Here is a 14,261-nt window from a genome sequence, read left to right on the forward strand (position 1 = left end):
CTGCACATGCTTTTTATTGTTTGATATCCATCCGCACGGTCAGCGCTTCATCTGCTGCAGGATCTGTGCGATCTCTGCGCTGGAATAGCCATCCTGCCGCAGTGCGGTGCTGATGCTGGTATCGCTCTTGCCCTGGCTGCGCATCAGCATGGCCATGTAGGGCACCGTCACATTCCGGGAGGTGTCACTGCCCAGACGGGTGGCAGTGCCCGTGCTGCGGCTGGCCGTACCGGAGGACGTACTGCCCGTGCCAGTGCCGCCAGTCTTACTGCCTGCCGCCGTGCTGCCAGCGCGGCTTGCTTTCTGCGCTGCATTGTACTTTTTCAGGTTCCACTCGCCCAGTGCGATGTTCAGCTTCTGGCTTGTGACATCGTTGTTGAATTTCTGCTGGTTGAGTTTGTCCTGATACTCCCGCTCGCTCGTCTCGTTCTCGTAGCGCTGCTGGTTCAGGCTGTCCTGATACTGACGCTCCTGCAGCTGCTGGTTCCACTGAGTGTCCGCACGGTCTGCCTCGTACTGACGGTTGCCGGAGTAGATGTTATAGCCGGTATTCAGCAGACCGCTCAGCATGGAGCCAACGCCCGTGGTGCCGCTGAGAACGATCTGCACCGCATCGCCCAGCACACCCAGCACGGTCATCACATTGTTGAACACCTGCTGGCGGCGTGCTGCCTGCTGCTGTTCCTGCGCGGAGTAATAATCGTGCAGGGTTCCCAGCTGGCTCAGATAATCCTGATACTGCCCGTAGTCCTGTGCATAGGCGTTGTTGTATGCTTCGCCCTTCTGCTGCAGCTGGGTGTAGTAGTCCGAGAGCTTGTTGTTGTACTGCTGCTGGGCATCCTGTTCGCTGTTGTTCAGCTGATCCAGCTGGCTCACCAGCTCGTTGCCGCCGCTGGTATACGTATCCAGCGCCAGACTGTACAGCGTGGGGATGGCGCTGCTCAGCGCACCGATCTGCTGCTGATACGCCTGCTGGGCGGCGCTCGTGGCATAGCTGGAGCCATAACCGCCGGTCAGGGCTGCAGCCTGCGCCGCAGCATCTGCGCTGGCGTTGTGGGCGTTCTGCAAATAGTTCTGCTCGTACTGGCGGTAGAGCGGATCCTTGGTGTAGCTGTACTGGAAGCTCTCACGCTGCAGCAGCTGGTTCAAAAGCTGGTCGATCCGCTCCTGATAGCTGCTCTGATAATCGCCCGGGCGGTTTGCCTGCCACTCCTTCAGCGCATCTGCAGCATCCGTCACGGTCTGGCTGGGCTTGTAGCTGGAATTTGCCAGCGCGTTTTCCACCTCCGAACGGCTGTCCAGTCCCGCTGCCGAATAGCCGCTCTGCACGGCAGGCTGGCCGCTGCCCTCCGTCTGCGCCTGCACAGCGGCAAGCGCTTCGTCCTTTTTCTTTCTGTTTGCCATATATGATCCTTTCCTTATAAATTCTGCAGTTTCGTGCGCATCTCGTCGGACATGTTTTCAACGTCCAGATTGCTCAGTACATACTGCAGCTGTTCCTGCATCTGGTACAGGTAGCTGCGCAGGGCGCGGGCATCCTCCGGGTCCATGTTCTCGCTGAGCTTGGGCAGGCCGATCTTGTTAATGCCCATCACGCTTGCCATTCGTCACACCTCCCCGCCTGCAATGCCGCCCTTGGCAGCGGCCATTGTTTTTGCAATGCTGCGCAGGGTGATCTGTCCCCTGCCCTTCAGGCGCAGCCGCAGGGTGCCGTGCCTCCGGGGCACGAACGGCAGATCAAAGCTGCGCCGCTTGTCCTGTGCCGTCAGGCTTGCCACCGTCTCCCATGGGCCGCCGTCATAGCTGGCGGCCACCTCCACCGTACTGCTGCACTCGGCATCCAGCCGCAGCGTCAGTCGGGAAAGATACCGGTCCTCGGCCCCGTCCAGCCCAATGTCACCAGTGGTCAGCTCAAAGTTCAGCTTTTCCTCCACACCGTCGGTGGCCTGCCAGTCCGCTTCGCGGCTGGGATCTGCGGCCCACAGTGCCTGCCCGTCCCACAGATAAAGCTGTCCGCCGGTGCTGGTCATCTCGTAGGAGCACACGTTTTCTTCGCTCCAGAGCGCGCGCTCGGTATCGTACACCAGCAGCCTTGCCGTATTTTCGCCTGCCGCCGTGCGGGCCACATGCAGGTAATAGCGGCCATCCAGCGCACTGCCCACCGCGCTCTGCACATTGGCCAGTCGGCCCGAATCCAACGCGCCGGACACTTTTGTTGGAATGCTGCCGTCCCATGCCATCACACCGTCCGGCGAAAGATAATAGAGCGTCTCGTTCAGCACACACAGGCTGCGCGCCGCGTTTTTGGCAACGCCCCGGCAGCGCAGCGAGGTGAGCTGAAAATCCGAAGGCTTGGAGCCATAGAGCTTGTGCAGTGTGTTCTCCTTAAAGAACAGTGCATAGCCCATGCATGTGGCCGCGCCGGTAAACGCACCATCGCTGCCCACCGTCACTGCGTAGCTGTCTGCCGCAATGCCCCGGTAGGAAAACCAGTTGGTGGGGTCGCCTAAGCGGCAGGCATAGATCACGTTTTCCTTGCTGCTGCAGCCCCATACCCGGTTGTCGCACTCGGTAACGTAGTCCAGATCCGGCACGCGGCGTTCCATCCGCACCGGCGTGCTCACCGCAAAGCTGCGTGTCTCCTTGCCGTCCAAGCTGGTCCACTGGGCGCTCTCGGCGCTCTGCACCAGCGTGCCGTAAACATGATCTCCCTCCGGGCTTACCCGCACGCGCAGCCCGTTTTCCAGCACATCGTAAACTACCAGATCCCCGTCCAGCTTTGTCCACATGCCAGCCTGCTGTGCTGCCGTGCCCTGCACGGTCACGGTGTCCCACTGGGCAAATAGCCTCTGCGCGCCCGCCGCTGTGATGCGGCAGTATTCCAGCGGCACTGCCGTCCAGTTGCCGGAGGATGCGCTGTACTCTTCCAGTGTGCTGGTGCTGGCCCATGGGTGCTCCTCGTCTTCCACCTTCAAAAAGAGCTGTCCGTCTGCAGGCTTCTCCGGTTCCTCCTTGCCGTAACCGCTCACCTCGTAGGCCTTGCCCGCGGCATCGCAGGGTGCAAACTGCACGCTCTGTCCCTCTGCCTGCCATACAGCTCCCAGTGCCGAAACACTTCCGTCCGCTGTATCAAATGCTACCTTGTCCGGGAAGATCAGGATTTTTGTACCAATGCCCACCAGTGCCTTTTTGCCGTCGGTCACTGCCTCGGTGCAGGTCACCGGGTTCGCGCCGTCGGCATCCGGCGTGTAGATCAGATCCTTCCCACAGACGGTCAGCAGCCCGTTCAGGTGATACATGCCGTTCAGCCCGGTCAACTCCCTCAGCTTGCGGCGCGGCTTGCGGGTGCTCAGCGCCGGGAAATCCCGGGCAGAAAAATTCACGCCCGCGCTGTACTCTGCTTCCGAGCAGGCATAGGTCTCGTTCAGCCCGCCGAATACCCTCACAAGACTGCGGCTGTTCTGCAGCTTCGCTCTGTTTGCCAGAACCATGCTCTCACCTCCTTACCAGCGCCACTGGGCACCCGTCAGGGTCGGGTAGCTGCGCCGCAGCCACGCCGCCAGATCTGCCAGCAGACTGTTGTACTGGGCCTGCTCCCCGACGTAGCGGTCGGTCTCACCAAGGGCCGCATCGGTCATGGCACACAGATAATGCGGATACAGCGCATCAAAGGGTGCCGGTGCCAGCAGCACATCGTCGTCCTGCAGGCTGTCGTCCCATGCAAGGTCTGCGCCCACATCGTCGTATGCATCTGTGATGCTGTTTTTAAAAAAGCGTTCCCGCAGCATCGCGTCTGCTTCCTTCAGCCACGCCTGCCGGGTGGCCAGCGCAATGCGGCTGCCCGGGCGCAGCTCTTCGGCGCGTTCCAGCGCCTGTCCTACGGTCATATGCTCACTCTCCTTTTTATAAAGGCCCGGCCGGGCAGACTCCCCAGCCGGGCTTTTTGTCTGTTGCGGGTTTACTGGGCGGCGTTCTCTGCCGCCGCAATGCGGGCGGCGGTCAGCTCATCCTGCATCTGGCTGTGCTCCAGCACCTCGGCCACTTCGGGCGGCACTTCCACCTCCACGCCGCGGCGGATCTTATAGTTCACACCGTTCACGCTGACGAACAGATCGCCCTTGTAGCGGCTGTTATCCTTGAACAGCCGGATGCGCACATTTTTCTTTTCAGCCATGGCTCACGCCTCCTCAGTTTGCGGCAGCGGTAGCAGAATAGCTGGATGCACTCTCAATGCGCACCATGTACTGCTCCACCAGACGCTCTGCCGCACGCATGCCCTTCCAGCCCACGGAAGCGCGCTGGTTCAGCGGGTCGTCGCCGTAGCCCAGCTGCTTGACAATGTGCTCCAGACCGCCGCCTTCCAGCTCGGTCACGCCGTAGGCATGGGCACCCAGCACCAGCGTGCCGAACACAGCCAGACCGTCCGGGCAGGTGGAATCCTTCCAGATCTTGGCCTCGCTGGTCTCGATGAAGCGGATGTTGCCCAGCTTGCCGATCTCGCCGCGGAACATGGTGTCCGGGTCGGCGTACTTGTGCACCTCAATGAACTCCTTGCTGGTCTTCAGGTCGTAGGCGGCGTAGGGGTGGATGATGGCAATGTAGCTGTCGCCGATGGGGTCGGCGTTCATCGCGCCCAACTGTGCCGCCGCCTGAAAGAACAGCTTCGGGGTCAGGGTGCAGGTCTTGTCCAGTGCCTTGCGGCTGGCAACGGCAGTCTCGGTGCCGTCTGCGGCCAGCTTGGGCGCATAGATCACATTGGTGCCGCCCGCCAGCACATCGCGGGTAATGCTGTCCATGGTGCGGCCTGCCTGACTTGCCAGCACACGGGTGGCCTGCACCACATTGTTGTCAATGGCGGTCATCTGCAGCACGTCGGTCAGCGGAGTCCAGCCGCCGTACTGGTGCAGATCGCTGGTGATGGTGGTCACATTCAGTGCCTGACCGTTCGGGGTCACGCCCTCGGTCAGCGGAGTGGATGCCTTGGGCAGGCTGTCGTACTTGCGGAACTCAATGGTCTTGCCGCCGTTCTGGGGCACAGGGTAGTAGTCCGCAAACTGGTCGTGCACCAGACGCGGCTCTGCCTGATCGATGAGACGCTTCTCGTAGAAGGTTTTCATCTCTTTCGACATGGTAGCGGTGGTGTTCAGGTTTTCCGCAAACAGCTGGATGTTGAAATTCTTGTTCATGCTCATATTCCTTTCTCTTGTAAAATAGTCACAATTCGATCTGTGCTCCGTGGAGCACACGGCGTTCCAGTGCTTCTCGCTGGGCGCGGGTCATGCTGGCTACATCCGGGCGGACGGTAGCCGCGCCGCCGGGCCGGATGCCGTTTTCGGTGGGCCGTGCGGCCCGCTGCTGAATGCGTTCCATCACGCCCTGCTCCACAGCCTGCGCTGCAGTGCGCAGGTTTTCGTCGTAGTGGGCCAGACGGTACGCATCCCGCACCCTCATGCCGGGCAGCTGCATCAGGCGGCGCATCTCCGGGCTGCGCAGCTCGTTCTGCAGATCAAAATCCGGCTGGCTGCGGCGCATGGCCGCTTCCTCTGCCGCCCAGCGGGCATGCAGGCTGTGCACAGCAGCCTGTGTGCTGCGGGCAAAGCTGGACAGCGGCGGCAGTTCCGGGCGCTGCACGGGCAGTTCCTGCCGGGGCTTTTCCGGCTGCAGCTCTACGGTTTTCTCTGCCGAAGTCTGCGGCACAGCGGGCGCTTTTGCTTCGTCCGGCTTCATGGTGCCGGAGGCCACTGCCTGCCGGGTCTGCGCTTCGCTCAGGGCAGGGGGAGCGGCTTCTCCCTCTGCAAAGAGCTGTAGCATAAAGGCTCCCCACGAGTTGCGGCTCTCAGCGTCCACTTCGTGCCTTGAGCGGCACTCGTGTTCTGCTGGCCGCTGCCCCAGCCTCGGCTCCCTATTTCCGCCGCAGGCGGCGGTCGCCTCCGCTGCAAACAGCTGCAGATCCATCATGCTCTCCTTTCCTCTGCGGCTCACATCCGCAAAGCGGACATTCTCCGGGTAGCGTTCGGCCAGCAGCACAAAGCAGGCTTTGGCCAGCTCAAAGGCACCGCGCACCCATTCTTCGCAGGGCGCATCCACGCTCACTGCCAGACGCGGGCCGTCCGGCTCATCAAAGGCTTCGCTGTGGGCATTCTCTTCCCCGGCCAGCAGGTACACAAGGCCCTGCATCACGGTGCTGGCTCCTGCACAAACGATGTCCTGCCCGGCAGGCGCATAGCCTGCATGACCGGCAGCTTCCAGCCGGCAGCTCAGCCCGGCGGGGGTATCCATCTCGCTGTAACAAACTTTCATCATAAAATTCACCTCCTTTTTAATGGATGTCCATGGCACGTGCAGCGGCGGCCACCGGCAGGGCATTGCCAAGGCCCGCCAGCTTTACCGCCTGCACGTCCTTCTGCGCAGACGCACCGCCTGCACTGCGGGCCGGTTCGTCAGGCCCGGTGCCCTGCTGGGCGATCACCGCCGCCATCTGTGCCATCTGCTGCTGCATCCTAGCCAGCTGCTGGGCAAGGGTACCGTTCTGCCGCACCCGCTGACGCACCTTCTCAATGCCTTCAAAGTCCATCATTTCCAGTGCCGCAAGGGCGGCATCGGCATTTTCCGGCTTGAAAAAGCCCAGCTGATAGCACTCCTTGGCCGTCTCGTTCTGGGAAAGACGGCTGAAGGTGCTCTTCTTGGCGGCGCTCACCACGATGTCAAAGATCGGCTCCCGACTGCCCAGTTCCACGCCGCCCACGCTGCCGCCGGGCACCGCCCGCAGCGCCTGCGCCGAGAAGGGCACGAACCGGCTCTCGCCGCTTTCGCCCACGATGCGGAACACTCGCTGCTCGTCGTAGAACTGGCGCATCAGCTCGATGATGAGATAGCACTGCTTTGCAAAAGCACGGTAGGCGCTCTTGAGCATATCGCGGCTGAGTTTGCTGCCTGCCTCCTGCAAGGCCGCAATGGCGCTGGCTGCGGTCACACCTCCGGCAGTGCCGCCCTGCGTCATGTCCCGGTTGCCGCTGATCTCCTTCAGCTCTTCAATGCGGCTCTGGCGGTAACTCAGGCTGTTGCCCTGCAGGCCCGCCGTCTGCAGCGGACGGAAACTGTCGTCGTTGAGCCGTCCCACCACATGCACGATGTCCCGGCTGAAATCGGCCAGCTCTTCCTCGTTCACACCCGCCGTGTCGCTGAGCACATACCGCTGCTTTGCACTCAGCAGCACGTTCTCGTCCATGGCATGGTTCATCTTGTCAATGGCGGTCTGGCAGTCCTTCATCACATCGATGTAGCCAAAGCCCGCCGGGCTGTCCTCCTCCACGAACAGCGGGTCAAATACAAAGGGGTACTGCCCGTGGTCGTACAGGCCGCTTTCTGCCAGCGCCGGGTCGTTCTGGCTGGCGTACAGCACCACGCCGTTGCAGAACTTGCAGTAGTGCAGCACCATGCGCCCCGTTTCATCCGGGCGCTTGTAGTACCAGTCCACCACCACGCTCTTGGAGCTGGTGTCCTGCCCTTCATCGTGGATGTACCGGGGCACGTCCAGCACGCTGGCGGTGTGTCCTGCCAGCTGCGGGTACTGCGCGCACAGCCGGGCCGTGTCCTCAAGGCTCAGGCTGAAAAAGTCCGGCGATGCCTGAATATCCGCCACGCCCGGCTCCCAGTAGAGCATCAGCAGGTTCACGCTGCGCACCGCAATGTCGCCAATGCCGCCGCGCATTGCAGGGTCCCAGAAGATACCGGTCACGCCGGTGCCCTGTTTGAGCTTGCGCCACCAGCAGTCGCTGTACACCTGCTCGTAGTCGGCCTGTTCCAGCACCACCGGCAATACGCTGGAAAGTGCCCGTGCGGTGTCCTCGTCATCTGCCTCTCGGGGCAGCACGTTCGGTTCCGGGTAGTTGTCCATGGCATCGGCGTGCTTGTTGGCAATGCTGTTGAACAGCCACCCGCTGGAAGGCTGGGCCTTGCCGGGCATCATGGGGTTCTGGTAGTTCTTCCAATGGCCCATGCGGAACCACAGCTCGTTATCCACAATGCGCTTGTCCAGCGCGGCCTTGCCCGCCTTGTACCTCTGCAAGGTCTGCATGGCCTCGGCCACCTGTGCTTCACCCACGGGCAAAGCTTCGTTCTCGTAATCGTCCATTGCGTTTCTCCTTTAAATTCTGTAAAATCTTGCCCGCTTGTGCAGGTTCAGCGGGTCGTCGGGCATGGGCGGCGCAGCACAGCGCACCGGCGGGCTGATAGGGTTCTCCATCAGCACATAGCGGCACTCGTCGTAAATGTGATCCTCCTGCCGGGTGTCGATGTCCTCCACGTTGCTTTCGTCGTACACAAGGTTCGGGATCGTGCGGATAAAGTGCTTGCAGGTATTGAACACCTGAAACATCGGCCTGCCGTCCGCATCAAAATTCAGCCGGTAGTGGAACTGCATCTTGCCCGCAAGCCGGGTGTTGTCGCCGGGGGACCAGCGCAGGAAGTTCGGGCTGCGCTCCATCATAGCGGCAATGCTTTCGCCGCGGCTCTCATCGAAGATGGCCGGATCGGCAATGCCGTGGATCACCCTGCCGCGCAAAAGCGGGTCGTTCTGCTCTGCCTCCCGGATGCGCCGGGCCTGTTCCACCGGGTCGATGCGCAGGCCCTCGTTCGGCCTGCCGGTGCAGCCGTACAGCTCCTTGATGCGGTACAGCCGCCCCTCCTCGTCCGCTGCGTACCACCCCACCGAGAACGGCTTGGAAAAGCCAAAGTCGAACCCGCGGTAGAGCTGCCAGTGCTTCGGGATGGTGAACGGTGCGATCACATGGGTCCAGCGCTGGTCTTCGTAGCGGGCCGGGTCGTTGCGCCATTCGGTAAACACCTGTCCGGAAAAGCTGTCCCAGCTGCCGTAGAGCAGCGCCTGCTTTTCCGCTTCCGGCATACTGGCAAGGCTTGCAAGGTAGCCGGGGTCGTTTGCCAGCAGGGCGGGGTTATCAAAAATGCTGGAAGGGATGAACACCCGCGCTCGCTGCAGCTTCTGTTCGGTGCCGTCCGGCAGCTTTACCGTGTATTCTTCGGTGATAGGCGTTCCGGGCGGTGCGGGCGTGATGAACCGTGCCTTCACCCACCCGTGGCCGATGCCGCCGGGATTGGTGGTGGCCCGCATGTACACCCGGGTGCCCGGGCCGGTGGGACGGTTGCGGCTCATCATGTAGCTGTACTCTTCCCATTCAAAGTGGGTCAGCTCGTCAAAGCCGATAAAATCGAAGGCCTTGCCCTGATAATTGGTACGGTCCTTGGTGTACTGCATGGAGCCAAAGTAAATTTTTGCCCCGCTGGGGAAGTTCCACACATGGGCCGTGGCGTTGTACTGTGCCTGCGGGAACGCCCTGTGGTAGTACACCTGGCTCTTGTCCACCAGATCGGAAAGCTGCGGGTAGGTCTTGCGCAGGATCAGCGCCCGGTAGTGCGGAATGTGCACCTGCCGCAGCGCTTCGATCACCAGCGCGTCGCTCTTGCCGCCGCCTGCTGCACCGCCGTACAGCGCTTCCGGTTCCGGGCGGCTCATAAATTCGGCCTGCCGCGGCTGGGGCCGCCAGATCACCGGCACTCTTGCTTGTACAATGCTCATGGTTCTTCCTCCACCGTCGGCAGCAGCACCACGCCGCACTCCGCTCCTTCTGCCTGTGCCCCCTGATCGTTCAGGGTCTTGGCTACACCGGCCAGATCCTTGAGCACCGCCGTGGCCTCCTTGAGGTCTTTCATGGTGCCTGCCCCCGATGCGCCTTCCTTTTTTGCTGCCTTCTGCCGGGCATTCAGTTCCCGCACCTGCTGTGCCAGCAGGGTGCTCAGGGTGTCCGTGGCTCGGCTCAGGCTGGCCAGCCCTCTGGCCTGTTTTGTCTGCCCCATGGTGTTGGGTATCAGCTCCTTTCCGCCCTGGTGTGCTGGGCTATGGCAAAAGGATACCACTGGTGCTGCTTTCCCAACAGTGTGCACTTTTACAGGGCCATAGCGTATATTTTAAATTCAAGAATCCGATTCGTATATTTTCGTTTCTTGTAATTCATCGCTGTTTCGTATCTTTTCAAAAGCAGTGTTTTTTCTCCATCAAAATTTGTGGCAGACCCGCAGAAAACCTTCAAAGTCATACTCATTTGCGATTTTTGGACAGAAAATTAAAAAAGTGTGTTTATTCTGTGGACAAATGCTTTTGTAAAATGTTACAATAGGTTCTGTTCTTTCCCGTCCCACGCACGGACGGGATGTTTTATCTGAATCAGGAGGTTTCTCATGTTAGAAAACATCTTTCATCTGAAAGAGAACCACACCGATGTCAAGACCGAGATCATGGCAGGTATCACCACCTTCATGACCATGGCTTACATCCTTGCGGTCAATCCCAACATCCTTTCTGCTTCCGGCATGGATTCGGAAGCCGTTCTGATCGCCACCGCGCTGGCATCCTTTGTTGGCACTGCGCTTATGGCTCTGCTTGCCAACTATCCGTTTGCACTGGCACCCGGCATGGGCCTGAACGCCTACTTCTCCTACACGGTCGTTCTCACCATGGGCTACAGCTGGCAGTTGGCCCTGATGGCCGTCTTTGTAGAGGGCATCATCTTCATCGTGCTGTCCCTCACCAATGTCCGTGAAGGCATCTTCAATGCCATCCCCATGACCCTGAAGAGCGCCGTCAGCGTGGGCATCGGCCTGTTCGTTGCTTTCGTTGGCCTGCAGAACGCAAAGCTGATCGTCAACAGCGATTCCACCCTCGTCACCTACCAGCACTTCAAGGGCGACACCTTCTCCAGCGTGGGCATGGGCGCGATCCTTGCCCTGTTGGGTATCGTGATCACCGCCATCCTGCTGGTAAAGAAGGTCAAGGGCGGTATCCTGTACGGCATTCTTATCACCTGGGTGCTGGGCATCCTCTGCGAGATCGCCGGCATCTATGTTCCCAACCCCGACGCAGGCATGTACTCCGTTATCCCCACCGCTTTTGTCAGCTTCGACTTCTCCGCGCTGGGCAAGACCTTCGGTCAGGTATTCAAGACCGATTTCTCCGGCGTTGGCATCCTGAACTTCTTCGCCGTCATGTTCTCCTTCCTGTTCGTTGACCTGTTCGATACTCTGGGCACCCTGATCGGTGTTGCCTCCAAGGCCGACATGCTGGACGAGGACGGCAAGCTGCCCCACATCAAGGGCGCACTGATGGCCGACTCCATCGCCACCTGCGCAGGCGCTGTGCTGGGCACTTCCACCACCACCACCTTCGTCGAGAGTGCTTCCGGCGTTACCGAGGGCGGCCGCACCGGTCTGACCGCCATGACCACCGGCATCCTATTCCTGCTGGCAACCATCTTCAGCCCTCTGTTCCTCACCATCCCGTCCTTTGCAACGGCTCCGGCCCTGATCATCGTGGGCTTCTACATGATGGGTTCCGCCGTCAAGATCGACTTCAATGACCCCAGCGAGGGCATCCCCGCCTTCCTGACCATTCTGGCCATGCCCACCGCTTACAGCATTTCCGAGGGCATCGCCATCGGCGTGATCTCCTGGACCCTGATCAATCTGGTCACCGGCAAGGCCAAGGAAAAGAAGATCAGCCCCCTGATGTATGTGCTGACCGTGCTGTTCATCCTCAAGTACGTGTTCCTCTAAGCCGCTGATCTTACCGCAAGCAAAAAAGCTCCCGTCCTGATGATGGACGGGAGCTTTTCTGCTTCCTGTGATCCGGAACAGCCTGTGCATTCGCTCCGGGCTGTCCGGCGTGGAACTATTCTTTTTTAGCGATCAGGGTTATTTGCGCCGCGGGTGGATATGCACTTCCGGGATAGCCACGTTATCATAGTGGATCGGCTTATCTGCCGCCGGAGTGCCGTCCGCGTCCACATGGTGCGCCACCTTGCCGGTATGGATCTCCGGCACGGCCACGGTTTCTTCCTCATGGGGATGCTCCCGCTTTTTTCCGAGCCACGTTTTCAGATGGTGATAAAGCGACATTGCACGTCTCCTTTCCCGGTGCGGAAGCCCGCCCGAACTGTAAAGATCAGCTTCAGATAAAATTGATGAACACCGTAATGACCAGACTGTTCAGAAAGTCCGCAAACAGACTGCCCACCAGCGGGATCAGCAGATACGCCTTGACCGAGGGCGAATATTTATCGCAGATGGCCTGCATGTTGGCCATAGCGTTGGGCGTTGCGCCCATGCCAAAGCCGCAGGTGCCGGATACGATCACCGCCGCGTCGTAATCGCGGCCCATGATGTTGAACACCACCAGTACCACATACAGGATCATGAACAGAGTCTGCCCGGCCAGCAGCACGATCAGCGGCAAGGCCAGCTCTGCCAGCTGCCACAGCTTCAGGGTGATCATGGCCATGCCCAGGAACAGCGAAAGGCAGATGCCGCCAATATCGTTGATCTCGCCCATATACACGGTGTAGCCGCCGCCATACTCACCCACATTGCGGATGATGGCCGCCGCGATCATGGCACCGATATAGATGGGGAAGGTCATGCCCGTCAGGCTTAGAAGTCTGGACAGCACCGTGCCGATGCCCATTGCGACGATCAGCTGGAAGCTTGCCGCCGGGTACATGGTGGTGTGGCGCTCGTGCTTCATTTCTTCTTCCACCAGTAGGCTGTCATCCTCCGGTACCACCGTGGCCAGCAGGTTGTGCCGCTCAATGAGCATCTTACCGATGGGGCCGCCCATCATGCTGCCCGCGATCAGGCCATAGGTGGCCGCTGCCGTACACAGGGTGGTGGCCCCCTGAATGCCAAAGTCCTCCAGCACCGGGCCAAAGGCACCGGCGGTGCCGTGACCGCCCACCATGGGGATGGAGCCGGTGCAAAGGCCCACCAGCGCATCCACGCCCAGCAGCTTTGCCAGCCCCACGGCCACAAAGTTCTGGCTGACGATCAGCACGATGACCACGCCCAGAAACACGATCATCGCTCTTCCGCCGCTTTTCAGTACCTTGAGGTTTGCCTGGAAGCCCACCGAGGTGAAAAACATCACCATGCAGACTTCCTTTAGAATATCATCAAATGCAAACTCGGCAGCGCCGGTCACATAGCACACACAGTTAAAAATGGCGAACAGCACGCCGCCAATGACCGGAGCCGGAATGCAGAAACGTTCCAGCACCTGCACCCTTGCCCGCAAAAATTTGCCCAGCATCAGCACCAGCACAGCAACGGCCAGTGTCTGATACATATCCAATTCGATCTTCATTGCTCTACTTTCCCTCAGTTCCCAGCCGCTTCATCGACCGTAATTCCTGCCGCCTTATAGTATGCGGCCGCGCCCGCATGGAACGGGATGCCAACGCCCTCTACTGCGTTTTCCTCCGGATCCAGCGGGATGCCCAGCTGCTCTTCCAGCCCTTCCCGGCTGGAGAACAGAAGCTGTGTCAGCTGCTGCACCTGCTTTGCGGGCAGCGCGTTGCTGGCCAGCAGAACGGCTTTCACACCCACCGTCTGCACCTCTTCCGTCTGTCCGGGATAGGTGCCTGCCGGCAGCGTAACGCCGCTGTAGGCGCTGTAAGCGCTCTGCAGGCGCTGTGCTGCCGCACCGTCCACGTTCAGCAGCCGGATGCCGCACTCGCCTGCCAGAGCGGTCAGCACCGGGCTGGGCGCGCCCACCGTCATAAAGATGGCATCCACCCTGCCCGCCTTCAGCTGGGCAGCGGCATCCTCATAGTTCAGGTTTACCATGCTCACCATCTTGTCGTTCAGGCCATAGGCAGATAAGATCTGCCGCGCGTTCTGCTCCGAACCGGATTCTTCCGCGCCGATGCTCACCGTCCTGCCATGCAGGTCCTCAATGGACTGGATGTCGGAATCCACCCGCACCACCACCTGACAGGTCTCGGTGTACAGCGCCGCCACGGCACCAAAGCCCCGGCTTTCCTCCTCGTCGGCAAAGATGCCGGTCTGGTCATAGGCATCCTGCACAAGGTCTGCCTGTGCAATGGCCAGCTGCAGGTATTCGCCGGTCAGCAGACGCAGGTTCGCTGCGGAACCGGCGGTAGCCTTCAGCTCCACCTGCCCGTTGTCCGTCTCGTTTTCCAATGCTGCGAACCGCTCACCGAACTCCCGGTAGATGCCGCCCTCGCCAGCCACACCGAAGCGCAGCCGTTTGGCCTTTTCTGTCGCTGCACATCCGCTCAGAACCGCAGCTGCCAGCAGAATGCCTGCCAGTGCCGCCGCGAGCCATTTCTTTTTCAAGATCACCACTCCTCTTCCTGCCGCCGCAATGCGGCAGAACTTTTATCCTAAATTATACG

At 60.4% G+C, this 14,261-nt stretch carries 14 protein-coding genes; 1 reads left to right on the top strand and 13 read right to left on the bottom strand.

Translation table 11 applies throughout. The features are described 5' to 3' along the window. Positions 1 to 39: 39 nt before the first annotated feature. The 10 genes from DW937_RS08010 to DW937_RS08055 all read right to left on the bottom strand — a co-directional run bounded on the left by DW937_RS08010 (position 40) and on the right by DW937_RS08055 (position 9,873). Positions 40 to 1,404: a cell envelope biogenesis protein TolA gene (locus DW937_RS08010; RefSeq protein ID WP_120120596.1), complete on the bottom strand. Its 1,365-nt coding sequence runs from the start codon at positions 1,402 to 1,404 to the stop codon at positions 40 to 42. 14 nt (positions 1,405 to 1,418) lie between these two features. Next, the gene (locus DW937_RS08015) at positions 1,419 to 1,604 is read right to left on the bottom strand and encodes a hypothetical protein (protein ID WP_005944623.1); all 186 of its coding nucleotides are present in this window, start codon (positions 1,602 to 1,604) and stop codon (positions 1,419 to 1,421) included. Between the two features lie 3 nt (positions 1,605 to 1,607). Next, entirely contained in the window at positions 1,608 to 3,491 is a 1,884-nt protein-coding gene (locus DW937_RS08020) for a hypothetical protein (protein ID WP_120120597.1), read from the bottom strand. Positions 3,492 to 3,503: 12 nt separating this feature from the next. Next, on the bottom strand, positions 3,504 to 3,887 hold the full coding sequence (locus DW937_RS08025; protein WP_005944627.1) for a hypothetical protein: 384 nt from the start codon (positions 3,885 to 3,887) through the stop codon (positions 3,504 to 3,506). A 71-nt stretch (positions 3,888 to 3,958) separates the two neighbouring features. Beyond that, on the bottom strand, positions 3,959 to 4,174 hold the full coding sequence (locus DW937_RS08030) for a hypothetical protein (RefSeq protein ID WP_097775085.1): 216 nt from the start codon (positions 4,172 to 4,174) through the stop codon (positions 3,959 to 3,961). A 13-nt stretch (positions 4,175 to 4,187) separates the two neighbouring features. Continuing rightward, positions 4,188 to 5,186 (bottom strand): N4-gp56 family major capsid protein, encoded by a 999-nt coding sequence (locus tag DW937_RS08035; protein WP_044954098.1) that lies wholly within the window; start codon positions 5,184 to 5,186, stop codon positions 4,188 to 4,190. A 28-nt stretch (positions 5,187 to 5,214) separates the two neighbouring features. After that, a complete protein-coding gene (locus DW937_RS08040; protein ID WP_120120598.1) occupies positions 5,215 to 6,303 on the bottom strand; it encodes a ribosomal-processing cysteine protease Prp in 1,089 nt (362 codons plus the stop codon). 16 nt (positions 6,304 to 6,319) lie between these two features. Next, a complete protein-coding gene (locus tag DW937_RS08045; RefSeq protein WP_118529052.1) occupies positions 6,320 to 8,134 on the bottom strand; it encodes a hypothetical protein in 1,815 nt (604 codons plus the stop codon). 12 nt (positions 8,135 to 8,146) lie between these two features. Next, on the bottom strand, positions 8,147 to 9,595 hold the full coding sequence (locus DW937_RS08050) for a phage terminase large subunit (protein WP_120120599.1): 1,449 nt from the start codon (positions 9,593 to 9,595) through the stop codon (positions 8,147 to 8,149). Beyond that, positions 9,592 to 9,873, bottom strand: a complete 282-nt coding sequence (locus DW937_RS08055; protein WP_097775081.1) for a chemotaxis protein — start codon at positions 9,871 to 9,873, stop codon at positions 9,592 to 9,594. The genes DW937_RS08050 and DW937_RS08055 overlap by 4 nt, the downstream gene beginning before the upstream one ends. 381 nt (positions 9,874 to 10,254) lie before the next feature. Between DW937_RS08055 and DW937_RS08060 the strand changes: the two genes are divergently transcribed. Next, on the top strand, positions 10,255 to 11,625 hold the full coding sequence (locus tag DW937_RS08060; RefSeq protein WP_120120600.1) for an NCS2 family permease: 1,371 nt from the start codon (positions 10,255 to 10,257) through the stop codon (positions 11,623 to 11,625). A 138-nt stretch (positions 11,626 to 11,763) separates the two neighbouring features. Here the strand turns inward: DW937_RS08060 and DW937_RS08065 are convergent, their stop codons facing one another. From DW937_RS08065 to DW937_RS08075, 3 genes are read right to left on the bottom strand one after another with little or no spacing between them, the layout of a single operon-like run. Continuing rightward, positions 11,764 to 11,967 (bottom strand): hypothetical protein, encoded by a 204-nt coding sequence (locus tag DW937_RS08065; RefSeq protein WP_120120601.1) that lies wholly within the window; start codon positions 11,965 to 11,967, stop codon positions 11,764 to 11,766. 52 nt (positions 11,968 to 12,019) lie between these two features. Then, on the bottom strand, positions 12,020 to 13,207 hold the full coding sequence (gene gltS, locus DW937_RS08070) for a sodium/glutamate symporter (protein ID WP_118529046.1): 1,188 nt from the start codon (positions 13,205 to 13,207) through the stop codon (positions 12,020 to 12,022). Positions 13,208 to 13,221: 14 nt separating this feature from the next. Continuing rightward, the gene (locus tag DW937_RS08075; protein WP_165852914.1) at positions 13,222 to 14,208 is read right to left on the bottom strand and encodes a TAXI family TRAP transporter solute-binding subunit; all 987 of its coding nucleotides are present in this window, start codon (positions 14,206 to 14,208) and stop codon (positions 13,222 to 13,224) included. Positions 14,209 to 14,261: the final 53 nt, after the last annotated feature.

The sequence above is a fragment of the Faecalibacterium sp. AM43-5AT genome, from assembly GCF_003603345.1.
In the GTDB taxonomy this organism is placed as follows: Bacteria; Bacillota; Clostridia; order Oscillospirales; family Ruminococcaceae; genus Faecalibacterium; species Faecalibacterium taiwanense.